Source organism: Psychroflexus montanilacus (genome assembly GCF_020164535.1).
Lineage (GTDB): Bacteria > Bacteroidota > Bacteroidia > Flavobacteriales > Flavobacteriaceae > Psychroflexus > Psychroflexus montanilacus.
Window position 1 is genome coordinate 844,282 of sequence record NZ_JAIQZC010000001.1, and the last position, 19,775, is coordinate 864,056.

23 protein-coding genes are annotated in these 19,775 nt (G+C 36.7%); 8 read left to right on the forward strand and 15 right to left on the reverse strand.

What is annotated here, in order from left to right; translation table 11 throughout:
• Window positions 1–26: 26 nt before the first annotated feature.
• From LB454_RS03925 to LB454_RS03985, 13 genes are all read right to left on the reverse strand, one after another.
• Window positions 27–548 carry a 4'-phosphopantetheinyl transferase family protein gene (locus tag LB454_RS03925; RefSeq protein WP_224463319.1) on the reverse strand — a complete coding sequence of 174 codons (522 nt, stop codon included), beginning with the start codon at window positions 546–548 and terminating at the stop codon, window positions 27–29.
• Entirely contained in the window at window positions 545–799 is a 255-nt protein-coding gene (locus LB454_RS03930; RefSeq protein ID WP_224463320.1) for an acyl carrier protein, read from the reverse strand. Before LB454_RS03930 ends, LB454_RS03925 begins: the two co-directional genes overlap by 4 nt.
• A gap of 171 nt (window positions 800–970) precedes the next feature.
• On the reverse strand, window positions 971–1,198 hold the full coding sequence (locus LB454_RS03935; RefSeq protein WP_224463321.1) for a hypothetical protein: 228 nt from the start codon (window positions 1,196–1,198) through the stop codon (window positions 971–973).
• Window positions 1,195–2,466 carry a beta-ketoacyl-[acyl-carrier-protein] synthase family protein gene (locus LB454_RS03940; protein ID WP_224463871.1) on the reverse strand — a complete coding sequence of 424 codons (1,272 nt, stop codon included), beginning with the start codon at window positions 2,464–2,466 and terminating at the stop codon, window positions 1,195–1,197. The genes LB454_RS03935 and LB454_RS03940 overlap by 4 nt, the downstream gene beginning before the upstream one ends.
• A 2-nt stretch (window positions 2,467–2,468) precedes the next feature.
• A complete protein-coding gene (locus tag LB454_RS03945) occupies window positions 2,469–2,909 on the reverse strand; it encodes a 3-hydroxyacyl-ACP dehydratase FabZ family protein (protein WP_224463322.1) in 441 nt (146 codons plus the stop codon).
• Between the two features lie 12 nt (window positions 2,910–2,921).
• Window positions 2,922–3,704 carry an SDR family oxidoreductase gene (locus LB454_RS03950; protein ID WP_224463323.1) on the reverse strand — a complete coding sequence of 261 codons (783 nt, stop codon included), beginning with the start codon at window positions 3,702–3,704 and terminating at the stop codon, window positions 2,922–2,924.
• Between the two features lie 79 nt (window positions 3,705–3,783).
• Entirely contained in the window at window positions 3,784–4,836 is a 1,053-nt protein-coding gene (locus LB454_RS03955; protein ID WP_224463324.1) for a type III polyketide synthase, read from the reverse strand.
• Complete coding sequence (locus LB454_RS03960; RefSeq protein ID WP_224463325.1) at window positions 4,833–5,543, reverse strand: methyltransferase domain-containing protein; 711 nt, start codon at window positions 5,541–5,543, stop codon at window positions 4,833–4,835. The genes LB454_RS03955 and LB454_RS03960 overlap by 4 nt, the downstream gene beginning before the upstream one ends.
• Window positions 5,540–6,655 (reverse strand): NAD(P)/FAD-dependent oxidoreductase, encoded by a 1,116-nt coding sequence (locus tag LB454_RS03965; protein WP_224463326.1) that lies wholly within the window; start codon window positions 6,653–6,655, stop codon window positions 5,540–5,542. Before LB454_RS03965 ends, LB454_RS03960 begins: the two co-directional genes overlap by 4 nt.
• Before the next feature lie 68 nt (window positions 6,656–6,723).
• Window positions 6,724–7,419, reverse strand: a complete 696-nt coding sequence (locus LB454_RS03970; RefSeq protein WP_224463327.1) for an OmpA family protein — start codon at window positions 7,417–7,419, stop codon at window positions 6,724–6,726.
• A gap of 3 nt (window positions 7,420–7,422) precedes the next feature.
• Window positions 7,423–7,896 carry a lipocalin family protein gene (locus LB454_RS03975; RefSeq protein WP_224463328.1) on the reverse strand — a complete coding sequence of 158 codons (474 nt, stop codon included), beginning with the start codon at window positions 7,894–7,896 and terminating at the stop codon, window positions 7,423–7,425.
• Between the two features lie 73 nt (window positions 7,897–7,969).
• Window positions 7,970–8,131, reverse strand: coding sequence for a DUF1328 domain-containing protein (locus LB454_RS03980; RefSeq protein ID WP_224463329.1), 162 nt, complete (start codon window positions 8,129–8,131; stop codon window positions 7,970–7,972).
• A gap of 62 nt (window positions 8,132–8,193) precedes the next feature.
• Window positions 8,194–10,170 (reverse strand): alpha-ketoacid dehydrogenase subunit alpha/beta, encoded by a 1,977-nt coding sequence (locus tag LB454_RS03985; RefSeq protein WP_224463330.1) that lies wholly within the window; start codon window positions 10,168–10,170, stop codon window positions 8,194–8,196.
• A 121-nt stretch (window positions 10,171–10,291) separates the two neighbouring features.
• Between LB454_RS03985 and LB454_RS03990 the strand changes: the two genes are divergently transcribed.
• The 5 genes from LB454_RS03990 (at window position 10,292) to LB454_RS04010 (ending at window position 13,696) form a co-directional block, all read left to right on the forward strand.
• Window positions 10,292–11,242 (forward strand): isopenicillin N synthase family dioxygenase, encoded by a 951-nt coding sequence (locus LB454_RS03990; RefSeq protein WP_224463872.1) that lies wholly within the window; start codon window positions 10,292–10,294, stop codon window positions 11,240–11,242.
• Between the two features lie 3 nt (window positions 11,243–11,245).
• The gene (locus tag LB454_RS03995; protein WP_224463331.1) at window positions 11,246–11,581 is read left to right on the forward strand and encodes a translation initiation factor; all 336 of its coding nucleotides are present in this window, start codon (window positions 11,246–11,248) and stop codon (window positions 11,579–11,581) included.
• 130 nt (window positions 11,582–11,711) lie between these two features.
• The gene (locus tag LB454_RS04000; protein WP_224463332.1) at window positions 11,712–12,584 is read left to right on the forward strand and encodes a nucleoside phosphorylase; all 873 of its coding nucleotides are present in this window, start codon (window positions 11,712–11,714) and stop codon (window positions 12,582–12,584) included.
• A 10-nt stretch (window positions 12,585–12,594) separates the two neighbouring features.
• Complete coding sequence (locus LB454_RS04005) at window positions 12,595–13,443, forward strand: substrate-binding domain-containing protein (protein WP_224463333.1); 849 nt, start codon at window positions 12,595–12,597, stop codon at window positions 13,441–13,443.
• A gap of 70 nt (window positions 13,444–13,513) precedes the next feature.
• Window positions 13,514–13,696: a hypothetical protein gene (locus LB454_RS04010; RefSeq protein WP_224463334.1), complete on the forward strand. Its 183-nt coding sequence runs from the start codon at window positions 13,514–13,516 to the stop codon at window positions 13,694–13,696.
• Between the two features lies 1 nt (window position 13,697).
• On the opposite strand, the gene LB454_RS04015 is transcribed toward LB454_RS04010, so the two are convergent.
• A complete protein-coding gene (locus LB454_RS04015) occupies window positions 13,698–14,363 on the reverse strand; it encodes a uracil-DNA glycosylase (protein WP_224463335.1) in 666 nt (221 codons plus the stop codon).
• A 44-nt stretch (window positions 14,364–14,407) separates the two neighbouring features.
• On the opposite strand from LB454_RS04015, the gene LB454_RS04020 reads away from it, so the two are divergent.
• Both LB454_RS04020 and LB454_RS04025 read left to right on the forward strand, forming a co-directional pair.
• Window positions 14,408–16,582: an endonuclease MutS2 gene (locus tag LB454_RS04020; RefSeq protein ID WP_224463336.1), complete on the forward strand. Its 2,175-nt coding sequence runs from the start codon at window positions 14,408–14,410 to the stop codon at window positions 16,580–16,582.
• Window positions 16,582–16,998: a thiol-disulfide oxidoreductase DCC family protein gene (locus LB454_RS04025; protein ID WP_224463337.1), complete on the forward strand. Its 417-nt coding sequence runs from the start codon at window positions 16,582–16,584 to the stop codon at window positions 16,996–16,998. Before LB454_RS04020 ends, LB454_RS04025 begins: the two co-directional genes overlap by 1 nt.
• Before the next feature lie 62 nt (window positions 16,999–17,060).
• Here LB454_RS04025 and fahA read toward each other — a convergent pair whose 3' ends face one another.
• The gene (gene fahA, locus LB454_RS04030) at window positions 17,061–18,341 is read right to left on the reverse strand and encodes a fumarylacetoacetase (protein ID WP_224463338.1); all 1,281 of its coding nucleotides are present in this window, start codon (window positions 18,339–18,341) and stop codon (window positions 17,061–17,063) included.
• A gap of 118 nt (window positions 18,342–18,459) precedes the next feature.
• Between fahA and LB454_RS04035 the strand changes: the two genes are divergently transcribed.
• A complete protein-coding gene (locus LB454_RS04035) occupies window positions 18,460–19,743 on the forward strand; it encodes a serine hydroxymethyltransferase (RefSeq protein ID WP_262902766.1) in 1,284 nt (427 codons plus the stop codon).
• Window positions 19,744–19,775: the final 32 nt, after the last annotated feature.

A 19,775-nucleotide genomic window follows, 5' to 3' on the forward strand; every position in this document is an offset into this window, starting at 1 on the left:
CCAGAAAACCATTCTTTGTCAAATAATTAGTACTGAAAGGCCTGAAAATTACCATGGTGTGTTTTGGATACCTCTAATATTTGTGACGATAAATTTACAAATGGCAGTCCTTCTTTTGTCTTTTGGAACTCCGGAATTGAGTTGAGCTTCAACTTATCCTTCAAATGATCCATGAAATCTGATGTGGATCCAAAAAAACAATTTTTATGAACATTATCTTTTATTTCTGAATATATGAATTCATCTGTATGAATGGTTTGAACGGAGACAGATTCATTTTTAAAACAAACTCTCCCATTTTGAGAATCATATAACTGGCAACTAAAAGCAAAAGGATTAAAAGCAGTTTCAAACTTGCACTTTCTTTGAAATGCCTTGTAAGCACTTTCCTTCATCGACCAGATTCTCCAGTACAAATGTGTGCTGTTTTGATTGGATAAAATCAGTTTTATTTCTTCTTGACTACAAATTTTTTCAAGAAATCTAAGCCTAAAAATATTAGATTCTCTATCAGCTTTAGCTAAATCGACTATGTCGTTTCCAATCACTTATTAGCAAGTTTTTTTTGGATAACATTAACTGTAGCTTCTACATTAATCATTTTCTCCATATCGTCATTTTCAATTCTGATATCGAATTCATCTTCAACATCGAGGACGATATCGACTAAGTTAGCCGAATTGATTTCAAGATCCTCGATGAAATTAGATTCAGAAGTCAGATTATTAAAATTTTCCTGATTGTTAACGTAAGGTTTTACGATGGGTTTTAGACGCTCTTGTATAGCTTCGGTAGTCATGTATTTTTTAAAAGCAATTTACTAATTAGTTTTTATAAATATGGATTTAAGTATAGACTAGTGAGAAGGAATTCAAAAAAAGACTTCTGTAGTGGATATTCATATTTACTATTTTTATTAGGCAGTGCCTTAATTGACGGCGTCAAAATTGAAAAAATAATAAATTTGATCTCAATCAAGATCCAATTTCTGCTTACACCTAAAACTTTCAAATAGAAAATTGATCCCTGTCATAATAAGAATAAGCGAAAAAGTTCCAGCCAGAATCCATTGCCATGCTGGAGCATCGCTGTGTTTCAAAAATCCACTTTCCACCAAAGCGGATAATCCAAAACCCAGCAATCCGGTTCCTGCTCCTCCAAAAATCCAATAGCGTTTTTTTAGTTGTTTTGAGTTCATTTGTCGTAAGATTTTAAAATGACACAAGCATTGACATCCCCAAACCCAAAGCTTGCTTTAGCCAATAGATTTAATTTCTTCTCAACCAGTCGCCTTGGAATCTTATCCTCATCAATAAGCTTAAGCACTTCTGGGTGAATAGTATCACAATTGATATTTGGAAAAATGAATCCACGAGACAATTCCAGTACAGAACTTACCAGCTCTATGCTTCCAGCTGCTGCAAGGGCATGACCTATATGACTTTTCAACGAGTTAATGTAAGGGAATTCCTTACCCGATAAACCCAAAGCCTGAGACCAATTTTCAATTTCGGTGCTATCCATGGCAGTTGCCGTAAGATGCCCATTGATCAGGTCTATTTCTTCTGAATTTACTCCAGCATCTAGTAATGCTTGCGATATACAGCTTTTTACTGCCGTGGAATTGGGCGCCGTCATGCTTCCATTTTCTCGCTGACCACCAGCATTCACGTGACCACCTAAAACTTCTGCATAGATGTGTGCGTCTCTTTCTAGAGCGGACTCTAAATCTTCCAGAACTAAAGCCCCTGCTCCACTGGAAGGCACAAAACCAGCTGCAGCAGCCGATAATGGCTGTGAGGCCGATTCTGGAGTAGCATTGTGCTGATGTGGTAAAATGCGTAGGGCATCAAAACCACCCCAAACATAAGGTCCGGAATCACTACAACTTCCAACAAGCATACGTTTGGCTTTTCCAAATTGAATACGCTCAAATCCCATCAATAAGGCTTCCGTTCCTGTGGAACACGCTGAAGAATTGGAGGTGACCTGGTTACCACAACCTAGTCTACCCCCCAGAAATGCACTAATCCCGCTGGCCATAGTTTGTAAAACGCTGGTACTTCCCAATCTTCTCACCTGCTTATCGTCAATTCGGTTAAAAGCTTCTCTAAGTTTTTCAACACCTAAAACACCAGTACCAAAAATAATTCCTGAATCTGTATCGAGTTCGTGCTTAATACTCAATTTGGCATCTGTCCAGGCCTCTTGTCCTGCAATTCCACCGTAAATCAATCCAGTTGCTAAAAGTCCTCTTTGTTCTAAAGCAGTGAAATTTTTATCTAAAAGTTCCTGAGGTATTTTTGGCACTCCACCAACCTGACAACTGAACTTCAAATCTTTGAGCTCTTGATGAAATTTAATCCCGCTTTTACCAGCTTTTATAGCGTCTTCAAATTGAGGAAGACCAGTAGCATTGGGAGCAACAACCCCCATCCCCGTGATAACCACTCTTTTTCTTTTCATCATTAAGGTAAAATTACACCTGCAAGTTCACCTTGCAGGACCAAATCTCCAGTCAAGTCGTACATCTTTACCGAAGATTTTAATTTATTGAATCTAAAATACATCTTTTCAGCCTCAACAATCACCTTATCGCCAGGTAAAACAGGTTTGATGAATTCAACATGAGTTGACGTCATAGCTAGTTTCATGTCGTCAAGGTTAATATTTTTTTCCTGAGACAAAAGATAAAGTCCAAAGCTTGCCAAACCAATTTGGGCAGCACATTCTGTGAGTATAACTCCAGGAGTGACTGGATTATTTTTGAAATGTCCTTTGTAAAACCAGGAAGAGGCTTTAAATGTATAGCTTCCTTTGATTGAAGTCTCTGACACCTCATCAATAGTTTTGACGTATAGAAAAGGGTCTTGGTAAGGAAGTTTCGCAATAATTTCAGATGATTTCATTGTGTTATTGATTTATAAGCTTTCGCCACCATCCGCTTTTATCACTGAACCATTGATCCAGTTTGCTTCTTTCTTGCTCAAAAGATAAACAACATCGGCCACATCCTCGACAGTGGTAAGGCGTTTGAAAGGGTTGCGTTTTACGGCAGCCGCTTTAAGTTCTTGATAACCAGGAATCATTTGGAAGGATTGAGTTTCCACCATTCCCGATTGTATACAATTGGCTGTTATCCCATACTCAGCAAACTCTACTGCCATATATTTCATCAAGGTTTCCAGGCTGGTTTTAGCCACAGAAACGGCGGCGTAATGTTTCCAAACCCGCTGGTTACCTTCACTTGTAAAAGCCAGTAATTTTGAATGTTCCGTAAACAAGTCGGCTTCTAAAATCGCTTTGGACCAGTCATAAAAGCTATAAGCCATGGCATTGGCTGTGATTTGTAAATCAGTTAGATTGAGAGGGGAATCTCCAGTCAAAGCTTTCAGGTTTCCTTTGGCAATGCTGTGAAGAAGTAATTTTATTTTCCCAGATTCACCTAGATGTTCTGGAAGTTGGTCTATAAAGCTTTTCCTTTTTTCTGAATTTGTAGCATCTATATTAACTGTTTTTAGATCAATCCCGCACTGTTTCATAGTTTCAAATCTGGCTTCGATGTCTGGTAAATCACTTCTTCTATCCCTATGAATTATGATTAAGTTCCATCCGTTTTGTGCCAGCTTCAAAGCTGAAGCGTAACCTAGGCCTTGGCTTCCTCCGAGAATCAGGGCGTAATGTTTAAGTGATTGGTTGGTCATAAGCTGGATGTCTTTAAAAGTTTAATCTTATCAGTATTATATTCCGAAGAAATTTAACTCAATATTATTTTAGCTTGAATTACCACTCCAAAAGAATACGCTGAGCAGAAAATCCAGGTCCAAAACTAAGCATCAAGCCCTTTTCTCCTTTTTTAATAGGTTTTTGCATGATCCGCTCTAGCACATAAAGGACGGTAGCACTACTCATATTTCCAAATAATCGAAGTACTTCCTTGGTGTCATCGATATTTTTACCCATTGCCCCAAAAAGTGCCTCTACTGTATTGATGATTTTCTTACCTCCAGGGTGAAAAATAAGATGATCTACATCTTCAATTTTGGTTTGATTCGCTTCTAAGAACGGGTGAATTATAGCAGGAAAATGACTGCTTATTTTTTCTGGTACATCTATATCGAGAACCATTTTTAATCCAGAATTGGTAAGATCAAAACCCATCATGTGTGTGTCATTGTAAAAATGATACATGGATTCTCCCAGAATTTTAGGTCCTTTACAGGTGTCTTCAGAACTCATTAATACACAAGCAGCTCCATCACCAAAAATGGCAGAACTCACCATATTTGCCATGGATTTATCACTGAGCTGGAAGGTAGCTGTAGGGGCTTCAAAAGCAACAATGGCCGCGCGTTTATCGGGGTTAGCCTGCAAAAACTGATGTGCATAAATCATCCCAGAAATACCAGCTGCACAACCCATTTCCGTAACAGGCAATCTCACAATATCCTGTCTCAAGTCCAAATCATTAATAAGAAATGCATCCAAGGACGGGATCATAATACCTGTGCAACTCACAGTAATAATGTAATCTAAACTTTGTGGGGACCACTCTGCTTTATTCAGTGCTTTTTCAAGGACTTTCTTTCCCAGATTTTTAGCCTCTCGGGTATAAATTTTGTTCTTATCCTCAAAGGAAGTAGCTTCAAATACCTCTTTAGGATCCATAATGGAATAGCGCTTATCCACTTGTGCGCCTTCGTAAATCTTAATCACTTTTCGTCTAAATCTCTCGTCTTCATCTGCTAGCCACATCTCTACAAAAGGAATTATATCTTTCGTTTCCTTATAATACTGAGGAGTTTGGGTAGCGACTGTATCTATTTTTACACTCATGAGCTGTATATGATCCACTGGTAACGGAATGCCCAATACCATTTAATGTGGTGCTTTAAATTTATTTGTTTGGCGTAATACTCAAAGTCTTCTGCTTTAAAACCTCTCAAAATGGAAGTCAAACCATCTTTCCTTGCAATGTCTGAATTTACAAAGACTGCGCAATACAACTTGAATAATCGGTAAGCAATTTTATTGCGATGCAAATCGTTGATCACAAGCCCTAACCTGGCTTTATCAGAAAGGATGGGAAGTAATTTTTTAATAAAATCATCCTTAAAATGATGAAGTGTAAGGCAACACATGATGATATCTGCTTCGAAATCATCAAAATCCTCACTAAAAACATCAATTACTCTAAAAGATATATTTTTATAGGCTTGGGACCATTCTCTAGCGATTTGGATAGTATGTGGATTGGCATCTATTCCAATAAGCTGAACATTGATTCCTTTTTGCTTTGCCCATTTTGAGATATACCTCAATGCATCTCCACTTCCACAACCCAAATCTGCAATAACAAAATGCTTGCTCTTTTGGTCTTCCAATAGTTTTTCAATGCCTTTAATAGTAACTCTATGTCCGCCAAGCTTGGTGTTGATTTTGTCAATGGTCTCCAATACTTTTTTAAGTTCTTCACCTTTAAAATCAAATTTATCCATGATTTCTTCTTCCTTGCTTCGCGTTTTGGTAGAAATGCCTTTCATGAGATTGGTTTACCGTGGGTTTGTTGAATCATTTTTTTCAAAATATAAGGAGATTTAGAAACAACTGACATCCCAATATTTGTCAATCTGGACTTTAATAATATGTGTTGAAATACACCCCCGAAAATAAGCCTTTTCCTAAAGGTTTTATTCCAAATTTTACTATAATTTTCTTCCAGTTGCTTTCTGTTTTTATGAGTTTTAAAAGCTTTGATCTCTTCCGATATCAATTTGGCTGAATGGATAGCAATAGCCATACCATTGCCGCATAGTGGATGAATAAGTCCTGCAGAATCTCCAGCCATCAGCATATGGTTTTCCACGGCGCTTTTATTTTGAAAAGAAACCTGAGAAATAGCCAAATGCTTGTCAAAAAGTAAGTTGGAATTGTCAAGAAATGATTTAAGTCTTGGATTTTGAGCAAGGATATGTTTATTGAAATTTTCAACCGACCCTTCTTTTTTGAAGCTATTGTAATGTGTGAGGTAGCAAAAATTTACGGCGCCAGTTTCAGTTTTAGAAAGACCGCAATAACCGCCATCAAAATTGTGCAAATGCACTTCTCCTGCTGGAAAATCATCCGTCTGATAGTGGGCTTTTATTCCAATCCATGGCGTTTTCTGCTGAATAAAATCTCTACCAAGTTTTTTATCTAAAGTAGAACGCTTTCCAAAACTACCGATAGCAATTTCAGAATAATAGGTTTGCTCCTTCGTTGCTATAAAAAACTGTTCATTTTCGAAAGCGACATCCGAAACAGTTTCAAATTTGAAAGTAACACCGCTTGACTTAGCCGTTTTGTACAAAAGATCATCTAAAGCATACCTTGACATGCCAAAACCACCAAGCGGAAGGTCTACGTTTATGGAGTTGCCAAAGCGACCACTCAACACCAAGCGATGAATTTGATCTGCCGGGGTGTTTTCAATAGAAATTCCAAGTCGATTTAAATAAGGTAACACTTCGTTGGAGACGTATTCACCACAAACCTTATGCTTTGGATAGTGATCTTTTTCTATGACTAAGATATCCAACCCAGATAAAGATAAATCAATAGCAGAAGTTAACCCAGCCAAACCTCCACCAACTATTATAACATCAAACCTTTTCATTTTGGAAATTTAGGCATAAAAAAAATCCTAATGTGGAATTAGGATTTTCTGTTGTACTATTTTAAAGATTATTCAGCTTTTTGCTTCGCTTCTTCTTTTAGTTCTTCATTGGCAACAATGGCCAGTTCTACCCTTCTATTTTTGGAACGCCCTTCAGAGGTGTTGTTATCATACTTCGGTTGTTCTTCTCCAAACCAATTGGTTTCAATTCTTGAATTTCCTATTCCATTATTGGTTAAATAATCGGTAACAGACTGAGCACGTTTTTTGGATAATTCCATGTTGTAGCTATCACTTCCAGTAGAATCTGTGTGACCTTCAACTATAATATTGGTTTTGGGATATTTTTGAAAAATGCTAATCAATTTCAACAGTGAAATTTCGGACTTATCGTTGATGTCGGATTTGTTAGTTGCAAAGTAAACTCCAGAATTTTCGTCGAATGTAACATTGATGCCTTCTCCAACTCTAGTGACTTCAGCTCCAGGAATCTCTTCTTCAATTTCCTTGGCCTGTTTATCCATTCTATTTCCGATATACGCACCTGCTGCTCCACCTACAACACCTCCAATAATAGCTCCTAAGACAGAATTATCACCATCGCCAGTATTATTACCTATTACACCACCTATGACAGCTCCGCCAGCAGCGCCTACAGCACCACCACGCTGGGTATTGTTGGTGTTTTTCACGGCTTCACAAGAACTGAAAAGGAATGCAAATGCCATCAATATTCCAAGTATTTTATTTTTGGTTGGTTTCATAGTTTAAATTTTTGAAAATGTCGTTTCTACTTTTATCTCTTTACCATTATAATTAGCAGTTTGTTCCCAAACCATTTCATTTTCTAACAAAGATTTAATTCGGATTCGTGTTCCTTGGCTTACATCTTTTGCCTTTTGTCCTGTTGTAACTTTCATTAAAACTTCGGGATAGGCATTTTTGGCTGTTTCACTATCAACGTACCAAGTTAGTCTATTTTTGGTTTTCGCACATGAATCACCATCCAAAGTAAATTCACCTGTACTATTATTTGGTACAAATTTCCAAATAGAATTTTGAAAACAGCTGATGTCTGCAACTTCAAATAGTTCGACATCGAAAAAACCAGAAGAATCTGGGAAAGTCACCGATTCCAGAACCCAATCGCCCTTAAATTCTCTTTCAACTTTGTTAGCTAAATAAGAAGAACCGCAGGATGAAAACAGGATAGCAACAATTAAAACAAGGCAATATCTCATAGGTTTTATCTTTAATTAAACATAAAAAATCCGCAGGCTAAATACTTTGGTAAACCTACGGATTTAATTTTTTCTATCGTCTGAAAAGTCTTCCTAAAAGAGAGATAACAAACAATACTATAAAAATGTAAAAAATAATTTTTGCAATGTCTGCAGCACCTTCAGCAATTCCGCCAAAGCCTAACACAGCTGCAATTAATGCAATCACTAAAAATGTAATAACCCATCGTATCATAATTTTTGGTTTTTATGGTTGGTTATACTAACTTAACCAAAAAGTATGGCCTTAGGATAAATTTAATATTTATTTAAGTTTAGAAACTCTTCCTCAAACCTTGATTTTGATAAGTATTTTTCTTCTAAATTTTTAGCAAAAGGAATTGGTGTAGATAAACTTGCAACTCGCTTGACAGGAGCATCAAGGTATTGGAAACAATGCTCAGAAATTAAAGCTGATATATCTGATGCTATTCCTCCAAATATAGAATCTTCCTGAAGAATAATTACTTTACCTGTTTTCTTTACAGAATTAAAAATAGCTTCCTCATCCAAAGGAAACAAAGTTCTTAAATCGATAAAATCTACTGATATATTTTGGTGTCGTTCCAAAACCTCGGAAGCCCAGTGCACTCCAGCCCCATAAGTAATAAGACTTATGTCTGTGCCAGAGGTTATAAGATTTGCTTTACCTAGCTCCAGTGTAAAATAATCTTGTGAAACTTCGCCTCTAATGCTTCTGTACAAACCCTTATGCTCAAAAAATAAAACAGGATTAGGATCTTCAATAGCAGCAGCCAGAAGTCCTTTGGCATCCTGAGGATTGGAAGGGTAAATCACTTTAAGACCTGGAGTCTTCGTGAACCAGGCCTCATTGGTCTGGCTATGAAAAGGGCCTGCACCCACTCCAGCGCCGCAAGGCATTCTTATCACTACGTCTGCATTTTGCCCCCAGCGGTAGTGTACTTTGGCTAGGTAATTTACAATTGGATTAAATCCTGAACTTACAAAATCACTAAACTGCATTTCTACAATAGACTTTATGCCTTTAATGGAAAGTCCCATGGCTGCAGAAATAATAGCTGACTCGCAAATAGGGGTATTTCTGACTCTGGCTTTGCCAAATTTCTCAACAAACCCATCAGTGATTTTGAAAACTCCACCGTACTCTGCGACATCTTGCCCCATAATGACCATATCCTCAAACTTTTCCATGCTTTGCTTTAGCCCTTCAGAAATGGCATCAATGAAGCGTAATTCTGTTTTTTGAGACGACGGTAAAAAATTCTGAAACTCATAAGACTTAAATACATCTGCTAACTCATCGTTTTCATTAGAGTCGACTTCAGGTTCTTCATTGGCTAACTTGAGGTGATCCTCTATCTCTGATTTGATTTCAGTTTTTATGGAAATAATTTCATCCCTGGTTAAAAAGCCAGCTTCCAGAATAAACAACTCATAATTATCGATAGGATCCAGCTTTTCCCACTGTTCCATCAAATCATCTGGAACATATTTGGTTCCACTAGCTTCTTCATGACCTCTTCTTCTAAAGGTTTTGAACTCCATCAAAACAGGTCTCGGGTTTTTCCTGATGCTTTCTGCAATCGCATTGACTTGAGTAAAAACTTCTACAACATTATTACCGTCAATAATATGAGATTCCATTCCGTATCCTAAAGCTTTGTCGGCAATATGTTCGCATTTAAATTGCTCCATCACAGGAGTGGAAAGTCCGTATCCATTGTTTTCAACACAGAACAAAACAGGTAAGTCCCAAACCGAAGCCACATTTAGGGCTTCATGAAAATCGCCCTCACTGGTTCCCCCTTCACCAGTGAAAACAGCAGTTACCGCGTTTTCGGCTTTTAGTTTGTGTGCCAAAGCAATACCATCTGCAACTCCTAGTTGTGGGCCAAGATGAGATATCATCCCTACAATTTTGAATTCCTGTGTCCCGAAATGAAAACTTCGGTCTCTACCTTTGGTAAATCCATTCAATTTACCCTGCCACTGAGAAAACAAACGATGCAAAGGAATATTTCGCTCTGTAAACACACCAAGATTTCTATGCATAGGTAAGATATACTCATCTGCTTTAAGAGCTTTAGTGACGCCTACGGCAATGGCCTCCTGACCTATTCCAGAAAACCATTTGGAGATTTTCCCTTGCCTTAAGAGCACCAACATTTTCTCTTCTATAAGACGAGGTTTAAGTAAACTCTTAAACAATTCAATATGTTTCTCTTTCGAAATGGAGTGATGTTCAAAATTCATAGATAAGTTATTAACTAACTTTCAAATGTATTATAATGAAATCTTTTAATTTAAGACTATCCGAAAATTCTTGTTGAATAAAAATCATTAAATTTGCTTTTTCTAAAATTCCGGTATGTCCATGACTAATATCCCAAGTGTGAATCTTGCAGATTTTTTATCTGAAGATCCCAAAAGAAAACAAAAATTCGTCAATGAAATAGGCTCAGCTTACGAAGAGATTGGATTCGTCGCCTTAAATCATCATTTTTTGGATGAGAAATTGGTTGATGAACTTTATACTCAGGTGAAAGCTTTCTTTGATCTTCCCGAAGTCACTAAAAAGAAATACGAACGCGAGGATTTGGGCGGACAACGTGGTTATGTATCTTTCGGAAAAGAACATGCTAAAGGAAAGAAAGAAGGAGATCTGAAGGAGTTTTGGCATTTTGGACAAGAGCCAGATGAGGACGCCAAACTTACTGAGGAGTATCCAGAAAACTTAAATGTAGAAGAAGTGCCAAAATTTAATGAAGTTGGTATGGAGGCATACAGAATGCTGGAGAAGACAGGAATATATGTATTAAGAGCCTTGGCGCTTTATATTGGACTGGATGAGCATTATTTCGATCATTGGGCCAGTAATGGAAATTCAATATTGAGACCTATTCATTACCCGCCAATAGAAACTGAACCCAAAGGAGCTGTAAGAGCTGGTGCTCATGGTGATATTAATTTAATCACTTTACTGATGGGGGCTTCTTCCGGAGGACTTCAGGTACAACGTAAAGATGGAGAATGGATAGATGCCATTCCTAAAGATGATGAATTGGTTATCAATGTGGGGGATATGCTAGAACGACATACCAATAATAAATTAAGATCAACTATACACCGAGTCACAAATCCACCAAAAGAAGACTGGGGAAAACCTCGCTATTCCATACCATTTTTCTTGCACCCTAGAAGTGATATGCCACTGGATTGCCTCGAAGAATGTATAGACGAGAATAATCCTAAACACTACGAAGACATTACTGCTGGTGAATTTCTTCATCAGCGTTTGGTAGAAATAGGTTTGATTAAAAAATAAAGCATGGATCTTAAAGATCAATTGAAAGAGTTATTTCCAGATCACGAGCCTCAGGAAGAAAAAAAAGAGGTTAGCAAAAGTGATGAACTCGACATTTGGATGCAGTCTGATCCGCTCATTTGTGAATTTTCAAAACGGAAAGGCAAAGCGAATACTTTAATTAAAAACTACACAGGAGCTAAAAAAGATTTTCAAAATCTAACTAAGTATCTCAAAAAAGAAATTGGTGTTGGAGGAAGTCATAAAAATGAAGAAATTATCATTCAAGGTGACTACCGGGATCAAATCATGAGCTTATTAAAAGATCTTGGCTTTAACGTCAAACGTGTGGGAGGTTAATTCTAAATTACCAACACATCATATCAGAAATCAACGATTGAATGAAGTCGAATGAATGGAATTTAAATTTATTTCGATATAAAAATAGTTATTGAATATTTTAAAAAATTCAATGTTTAAACCATAAAGTATGCCTATAGCATCTTCAGAATTAATCTTAAATCCAGATGGTAGTATTTATCATCTCAATTTAAAACCAGCAAATATTGCTGACATCATCATAACCGTAGGTGACCAGGATAGGGTTGCTAAGGTAACCTCTTACTTTGACGAAGTCATTTTTGAAACTCAAAAACGGGAATTCAAAACACAAACAGGCTTCTATAACGGCAAAAAAATGACCGTTATATCTACTGGAATTGGGATCGATAATATTGATATCGTTTTAAATGAACTGGATGCCCTGGTCAATATTGATCTTGAAACCAGAGAAATCAAGCCGAAGCATCACAAACTTAATATCGTACGGATAGGAACTTCAGGAGGAATTCAGCCACATGCAGAGTTGGATAAGTTTGTGATGAGCGAAGCTGGAGTAGGTTTTGACGGATTACTACATTATTATAAAAATAATATTACAAACGAGGAAGCTACTCATGCACTTTGTGAACACCTAAATATATCTCCAAAAAAACCTCAGCCCTACATTGTAGATGGTGATCCGGATTTAATACAGCTCTTTAAAACCGATAAAAACGTGATTCCTGGTTTTACAGGTACCAACCTTGGTTTTTATGGTCCCCAGGGTAGAACTTTAAGATTGGAAACTCAAGATCCAACATTTATTGACCAACTGGTTGATTTTAAATTTCAAGAGAAAACCATCACCAACTTAGAAATGGAAACCAGTGCCATCTATTGCTTATCAAAGCTTCTAGGTCATGGTGCGTTATCAATGAATGCAATTATCGCAAACAGGTCTACAGGCAATTTCAGTAATGATCCTAAAGCAGCAGTTGATTCACTTATCCAATTCACTTTAGATAAGTTATCTCAGCTTTAAAAATAAATTTATGAGGACATTAAAAATTGGTGGAGTTCCAGAACATTTCAATTTGCCGTGGCATTTATGCATTGAAGGAGGTGATTTTGAAAAAAACGAAATTGAGGTCGACTGGACAGATTTTCATGGTGGCACAGGAGAAATGAGTGAAGCCTTAAAAGCTGGAACTATAGATATAGCCGTGATGCTTACCGAAGGTTCCATCAAAGAAATCTGTGATGGAAGCCCTTTTAAAATCATTCAAACTTACGTCAAAAGTCCATTGATGTGGGGAATACATGTTCATGCCAATTCCAATTATCACCGGGTCGAAGACCTTAAGAATCAAACCGCTGCTATCAGTAGGTTTGGCTCTGGCTCTCATCTTATGACTTATGTTCATGCCAACAATCAAGACTGGGATACAGAAGATTTAAATTTCAAAACAACACAAAATCTATCTGGAGCAAAAGCTTCATTAAAAGAAGGAACTGCAGATTATTTCTTGTGGGAACATTTTACCACCAAACCCCTTGTAGACAACGGCACCTTTCGAAGACTTGGTGATGAGCCAACTCCCTGGCCTTGTTTTGTGATTGTAACAACAGAAAAGTTCTTGAAAAAAAATTCTAAACTCGTTCCTCTCTTACTTGAGCCTCTCAACAAAAAAAGTAATAGTCTGAAATCTATGGAACATATCGAAGAAATGATTTCAAAACGATATGACTTAAAAATTGAAGATGTAAAAGAATGGCTTAAAATTACTGAATGGAGTCAACAACAACTTTCAGAAAATGACGTTCACCTTACACAAAAAAGACTTCAAAGTTTAAGTCTTGTTGAAACAGAAAAAACATACACTGAATTTATTTTCGCATAATCACGCAACCAATCCATTTATAGCGCATCTATTTATTGAAGAATAACTTTATCCTAAAAGCTCTTTTTATATGATTATTATAATTGCCATAGCAAGCCTTATACTTATTAATTTCCTGCTACTCAAGTTTAGTTGTGACTGCGGTGATAAGCAGCCTAAAGTTTCTAAAAAGAAATTTAAGGTGAATACACCTAAAATCTGGTCACAGTCTCAACAGGAAACAAATTCGAATCCTGTTTTAGCAGATAAATAAATCACCAATCAATTGGTGTTTTGTTTTGATCTTCTAAAAGTTGGTTTGTTTTACTAAAATGCTTATTTCCAAACCAATACCCCCTGTTTGCACTTAATGGTGAAGGATGACCTGAAGTCAAAATATGATGTTTGAGTGAGTTGATGAGTTTGGATTTCTTTTTAGCAAAACCACCCCATAATAAAAACACAAGACCTTCTTTTTCTTCAGATAGTTTTTTAATGACCTCATCTGTAAAGATTTCCCAGCCTTTATTTTGATGACTTCCAGCCTCATGGGCTCTCACAGTTAATGTGGCATTCAGCAACAAAACGCCTTGTTTTGCCCAGTTTTCAAGGTTTCCATGATTTGGTAGATCAATATTGAGGTCGTCTTTTAATTCTCTGTAAATATTTTGAAGCGATGGCGGCGTAGGAGTTCCTTTGGGGACGGAAAAAGAAAGCCCGTGGGCTTGACCTGGACCATGATACGGATCTTGACCTAGAATAATAACTTTGGTGTCATCAAAAGAACAAAAGTCAAAAGCATTGAAGATATCTGACCCTTTTGGAAAACACTTGTGGTTTTTGTATTCTGACTTTACAAAGCCGATAAGCGACTCAAAATAAGGTTTTTCAAACTCATCTTTTAAGATTTTTTTCCAAGTTGCTTCAATCTGAACCTCCATTTATTATGCGTATTTTTGTGAGACTACGAATGTAGAATTTTAGTATGATAAACATAAGCGAAAAAGCCTTAATAGATTTAGAATTTCCAACAGTTTGTGCTCAGTTGAGCCAATATTGTATTACAGATAAAGGACAGGAAAAAGCATTAAAGCTTACACCTTACTCAACCTACAAATCCATTTATTTTCATCTCCATCAAACCGAAGAATATAAATCTTCTGCCTTGCAGGAAAAGCCTATTCCCAATCATGGGTTTGAAAGTGTGGATGAGGCCATAAAGATTTTAAACATTGAAGGTTCTGTGATGGAGTTGAACGGTTTCAGGAAAATTCTTAACCTTTCTGAAACTACCAATATTCACATTAAATATTTTCAGAAGTACAAAGAATTATATCCCAATCTTTACAGATCTACTCAGCCAATAGAATACACAACAGCAATTGTTGATGAGATAAGAAGAATCATTGACAAATTTGGTGATATCAAAAATGATGCGACGCCAGAGCTTTTTAGGATAAGGAAAACCATCAATATTGCTAAAGGCAAAATCAATTCTAGTTTTTCTAAAGCCTTATCCAAATACAGCAGCTATGGCTATCTCGATGAGATAAGAGAATCGGTTGTAGACAGTGTAAGAGTCTTGGCAGTTACTGCAATGCACAAACGCAAGGTAAAAGGTGCTATGATGGGGAGTTCAAAATCTGGCAATATCGTTTATATCCAGCCAGAAGAAACCCAGCAATCTGAGCGGGAACTCGACGAGGCAGAATATGAAGAAAAAGAAGAGGTCAATAAAATTCTGAAAGGTCTCACTAATTATTTAAGACCTTTTGTAGATCTTTTAAAACAATACCAAAATTATTTAAGCGAAGTCGATTTAATTTCAGCAAAAGTGAAGTATGCTGAATTGTATGAAGGCTTGTTGCCTAAAATAACTACTGATAAGGAAATTTATCTTAAAGATGCTTACCATCCATTGTTATTGATCAACCATAATAAAATTGGAGAAAAGACTTATCCACAAGACATCACCTTAAATGACTCACAACAAATCATTGTCATTTCGGGGCCAAATGCCGGAGGTAAAAGTATAACACTTAAGACTATTGGACTAGTCCAGGTTATGCTTCAGGCAGGAATGCTGGTTCCGGTTCATGAATACTCTAGAATATGCTTTTTTGATAAAATACTCACAGATATTGGGGATAACCAAAGTATTGAAAATCACTTAAGCACCTATAGTTACCGCCTAAAAAACATGCGTAAATTTCTAAAAACTTGCGATGATAAAACCTTGTTTTTAATCGATGAATTTGGTACAGGATCCGACCCTGAACTTGGCGGTGCTTTGGCTGAAACTTTTCTTGAAGTCTTTCATGAGAAAAAAGCCTACGGAATTATTACAACGCATTATGCCAACTTAAAAATGATGGCTAATGAAAATCCTGAAATTGTGAATGCCAATATGGCGTTTGACAGTTATACCATGGAGCCTTTGTTTGAATTAAAACTCGGAGAAGCTGGAAGTTCATTCACTTTTGAAGTCGCTCAAAAAAACGGAATTCCGTTTAGTTTAATCAATAGAGCCAAGAAAAAAGTAGAACGCGGTAAAATCAGGTTTGATAAAAGTATTGCCAAACTTCAAATGGAGCGTTCCAAGTTGGCTAAAACCAATTCAGAATTAAAATCAAAAACAGACGAAACTAGAAAAGAACAAGAAAAACTTGACGAAATCAATTCCAAAATTCAGCAAAAACTGGAAAGCTATCAGGAATTATATGACAGCAACCAGCGTATGATAGGCATTGGCGAGAAGATTGACAAGATTGGATTACAGTATTTCAATAATAAAAACAAAAAGCAGCTTTATTCTAATGTGTTGAAAATTATAGAGCGTGAGAATTCAAAACGCATCAAACAAACTCGAAAAGAAGAAAAAATACAGAGAGAGAAAGAGAAAAAAGTAAAAGAAGAAGCACAGAAGAAAGTCGAAAAAATAAGAACTCAAAAGAAAAAAGAGAAAGCCAAAGAAGAAGAAAAAGCTTCTAAAACTCCTGAAAAACCAGTGTTTAAAGAAGGAGATTCTGTGAGGATGCAGGATGGCCGAGCTGTGGGAACTATTGATAAGTTTGAAAAAGGAAAAGTTGTTGTAAATTACGGAATGTTCATTACAAGTGTTTCAGATGAGCAACTCGAACTTGTAAAACGTGCCAAATAATGGACATACCAGAAAACAAAAAAATTGTCCTTTTTGATGGAGTTTGCAATTTTTGCAATGCTTCTGTGAGGTTTATCATCAAAAGAGATAAAAAGGATATTTTCAGATTTGCCTCATTGGAAAGTGAGCTTGGTCGAAAATTAACAAGTGAACGCGGAATCGACACTTCAGAAATTGATTCCATCATTTTGATAGATCCAGGAAATGCATATTACATTAAGTCTACAGCAGCTTTAGAAATCAGTAAAGAATTAAATGGGTTATATCCTGCACTAAGTATTTTCCAATTTTTGCCAGAAGGCTTTAGGAATCTAATTTATGATTACGTTGCCCGAAATAGATACCAATGGTTTGGAAAATCTGAAACTTGTCCTATGCCTACAGAAGAAGAACAATCCAAATTTCTAGACACTTGAAACAAAAACCCCTAAGCAAAGCTGTCGGGGTTTATATAATTTTAAAAATCAAGATTTAAACGCTAAGATTTAAAAACCGGAAGAATTTTGGTTGAGACTTCACCAAATCCAATTCTCACTTCATAATTTTGACAATAGCCTCTCAGGGTCACTGTATCTTTATCTTCAATAAAACGGCGTTCTTGACCATCTGCGAGTTTCACAGGTTTAGATCCATTCCATGAGAGTTCCAGCATGGAGCCGTAAGACTCTGGCGTAGGTCCAGAAATAGTTCCACTAGCCATCAAATCCCCACTATTTACAGGACATCCATTTACAGTATGGTGAGCCAGTTGTTGACTCATATTCCAATACATATATTTGAAATTAGATTTTGTTATCACAGTTTCTTCTCCTTTATCTGGTTTTATAGAAACGGAAAGACTTATATCAAAGCTTTTTTTACCGGTGGTCTCCAAGTAAGGTAAAAGTTTTTTTACAGGTTTCGGACCTTCAACCCTGAAAGGCTCTAAAGCGTCTAGAGTCACAATCCATGGGGAAATAGCAGACCCAAAGTTTTTACCTAGAAAAGGTCCTAAAGGTTGATATTCCCATTTTTGAAGATCCCTCGCACTCCAATCATTAAAAAGCACTAAACCAAAAATATAATTTTCGGCTTCTGCTGCAGGGATGGGTTCCCCTAGAACATTACTAGCTGTGGTAATAAAAGCCATTTCAAGTTCGAAATCCAAGTGACGTGTGGGTCCGAAAATTGGTTCATCAGAACCCTTTGGTAATTTTTGACCCTGAGGCCTATGAATTGGAATACCACTTGGCACGATAGACGAACTACGCCCATGATATCCTATGGGAGCGTGAAGCCAATTGGGTAACAGCGCATTTTCTGGATCTCGAAACATTTTCCCAACGTTGGTAGCATGTTCTTTACTCGAATAAAAATCAGTATAATCCCCTACCTGTACAGGCATTTGCATTTCTATCTCATCTAAAGTGAATAGAATTGTTTCTCTGTCTTTTGCATTGGATTTCAATTCATCGTTGGTCGCGTCGAAGATTTCAGCCACTCTGTTTCTTACAGCTCTCCACGTTTTCCTTCCATCTGCAATAAAATCATTGAGACTATCCTGTAAGAAAATATCGTCTGTAAGCGGGATATCTTTAAAATACCCCAACTGATGTAAAGCCCCTAAATCGATGGCATAATCGCCTATGCGAGTTCCAATCGTGATGATATCATCACGGGTAAGAAAAACTCCAAAAGGAATATTTTGGATAGGGAAATCTGTATTATCTGGAAGATCCAACCAGGTTTCTCTTGATGGATCATTAGCTTTTAGTGACATAAATTTAGGTTTTGGGATTTGAAATTAATCTTAAATCTTCCTTCAAATATATTATTTTAACCGTATTAACCATTCTAAATAGTTAAATTTGAATCATATTTAACTTTAAAATATAATGATGAAAGATAAGGCCATTTCAGACTTAATTCTTGAAGAGAAAAACAGACAAATCAACGGCTTAGAATTGATTGCAAGTGAGAATTTTGCAAGTCAAGACGTCATGGATGCTGCAGGTTCTGTACTTACTAATAAGTATGCCGAAGGATATCCTGGAAAAAGATATTATGGAGGTTGTGAAGTTGTCGACAAAGTTGAGGATCTTGCAAGAGAACGTCTCAAAAAATTGTTTGGTGCAGAATATGCCAATGTTCAGCCTCACTCTGGTTCTCAAGCAAACACGGCTGTATTTTCCATCTGCTTAAAACCTGGTGATAAAATTTTAGGGTTTGATCTTTCCCATGGAGGTCATTTAACCCATGGTTCTCCGGTAAATTTCTCTGGAAAATTATACGATCCAGTATTTTATGGAGTAGATAAAGAAACTGGTCTTATCGACTATGATATGGTGAGAGAAGTTGCTCACAAAGAAAAACCAAAAATGATTATTGCTGGTGCATCCGCTTACTCAAGGGAAATAGATTATAAAACCTTTAGAGAGATCGCAGATGAAGTTGGAGCTATCTTGCTAGCTGATATGGCTCACCCAGCTGGTTTGATTGCTGCTGGTTTACTTCAGAGTCCTATTGAGCATTGTCACATTATAACTTCTACCACTCACAAAACCATAAGAGGTCCACGCGGGGGTATCATTTTGATGGGAAAAGATTTCGAAAACCCCTTTGGAGAAAAACTAAAAAATGGAAAGCTGAAAAAAATGTCGAGTATGCTCGATAGTTCCGTATTTCCAGGTAATCAAGGAGGCCCTCTTGAACATATTATCGCTGCCAAAGCTGTGGCTTTTGGTGAAGCACTAACAGAAGAATTTGTAGATTATCAAAGGCAAGTGATAAATAATGCTTCCGCAATGGCTAAAGCTTTTATGGACAGAGACTACAAAATTATTTCTGGCGGAACGGACAACCATATGATGCTTATCGACCTAAGAAATAAAAATATCTCAGGAAAACAAGCAGAAGAGGCTCTTGGTGTTGCAGGAATTACCGTCAATAAAAATATGGTTCCATTTGATGATAAATCTCCATTTGTTACCTCAGGAATCCGTATTGGAACTCCAGCCATAACCACTAGAGGCTTACAACCTGAAGAAATGGAAAAAATAGTTGACCTGATTGATGATGTGATCAAAAACTTTGAAAACACTTCTCATTTGGAATCTATAAAAGAACGGGTTCATGCAATGATGAGTCAAAAGCCCTTATTTGCTGAAACTGTAAAAAGTTAGGATTTAAAACTAATAGTATAATCTCAAATCGC

Excerpts from the sequence above, each read along its gene's own strand:
- LB454_RS03975 (WP_224463328.1), bottom strand. The coding sequence starts at position 7,896 with ATGAGATATTGCCTTGTTTTAATTGTTGCTATCCTGTTTTCATCCTGC.
- LB454_RS04035 (WP_262902766.1), top strand. The coding sequence starts at position 18,460 with ATGAAAGATAAGGCCATTTCAGACTTAATTCTTGAAGAGAAAAACAGA.
- LB454_RS03995 (WP_224463331.1), top strand. The coding sequence starts at position 11,246 with ATGGATCTTAAAGATCAATTGAAAGAGTTATTTCCAGATCACGAGCCT.
- LB454_RS04010 (WP_224463334.1), top strand. The coding sequence starts at position 13,514 with ATGATTATTATAATTGCCATAGCAAGCCTTATACTTATTAATTTCCTG.
- LB454_RS04000 (WP_224463332.1), top strand. The coding sequence starts at position 11,712 with ATGCCTATAGCATCTTCAGAATTAATCTTAAATCCAGATGGTAGTATT.
- LB454_RS03970 (WP_224463327.1), bottom strand. The coding sequence starts at position 7,419 with ATGAAACCAACCAAAAATAAAATACTTGGAATATTGATGGCATTTGCA.
- LB454_RS04015 (WP_224463335.1), bottom strand. The coding sequence starts at position 14,363 with ATGGAGGTTCAGATTGAAGCAACTTGGAAAAAAATCTTAAAAGATGAG.
- LB454_RS03985 (WP_224463330.1), bottom strand. The coding sequence starts at position 10,170 with ATGAATTTTGAACATCACTCCATTTCGAAAGAGAAACATATTGAATTG.
- LB454_RS04005 (WP_224463333.1), top strand. The coding sequence starts at position 12,595 with ATGAGGACATTAAAAATTGGTGGAGTTCCAGAACATTTCAATTTGCCG.
- LB454_RS03950 (WP_224463323.1), bottom strand. The coding sequence starts at position 3,704 with ATGACCAACCAATCACTTAAACATTACGCCCTGATTCTCGGAGGAAGC.
- fahA (WP_224463338.1), bottom strand. The coding sequence starts at position 18,341 with ATGTCACTAAAAGCTAATGATCCATCAAGAGAAACCTGGTTGGATCTT.
- LB454_RS04025 (WP_224463337.1), top strand. The coding sequence starts at position 16,582 with ATGGACATACCAGAAAACAAAAAAATTGTCCTTTTTGATGGAGTTTGC.
- LB454_RS03935 (WP_224463321.1), bottom strand. The coding sequence starts at position 1,198 with ATGAACTCAAAACAACTAAAAAAACGCTATTGGATTTTTGGAGGAGCA.
- LB454_RS03930 (WP_224463320.1), bottom strand. The coding sequence starts at position 799 with ATGACTACCGAAGCTATACAAGAGCGTCTAAAACCCATCGTAAAACCT.
- LB454_RS03955 (WP_224463324.1), bottom strand. The coding sequence starts at position 4,836 with ATGAGTGTAAAAATAGATACAGTCGCTACCCAAACTCCTCAGTATTAT.
- LB454_RS03965 (WP_224463326.1), bottom strand. The coding sequence starts at position 6,655 with ATGAAAAGGTTTGATGTTATAATAGTTGGTGGAGGTTTGGCTGGGTTA.
- LB454_RS03990 (WP_224463872.1), top strand. The coding sequence starts at position 10,292 with ATGACTAATATCCCAAGTGTGAATCTTGCAGATTTTTTATCTGAAGAT.
- LB454_RS03960 (WP_224463325.1), bottom strand. The coding sequence starts at position 5,543 with ATGAAAGGCATTTCTACCAAAACGCGAAGCAAGGAAGAAGAAATCATG.
- LB454_RS03945 (WP_224463322.1), bottom strand. The coding sequence starts at position 2,909 with ATGAAATCATCTGAAATTATTGCGAAACTTCCTTACCAAGACCCTTTT.
- LB454_RS03980 (WP_224463329.1), bottom strand. The coding sequence starts at position 8,131 with ATGATACGATGGGTTATTACATTTTTAGTGATTGCATTAATTGCAGCT.
- LB454_RS03940 (WP_224463871.1), bottom strand. The coding sequence starts at position 2,466 with ATGAAAAGAAAAAGAGTGGTTATCACGGGGATGGGGGTTGTTGCTCCC.
- LB454_RS04020 (WP_224463336.1), top strand. The coding sequence starts at position 14,408 with ATGATAAACATAAGCGAAAAAGCCTTAATAGATTTAGAATTTCCAACA.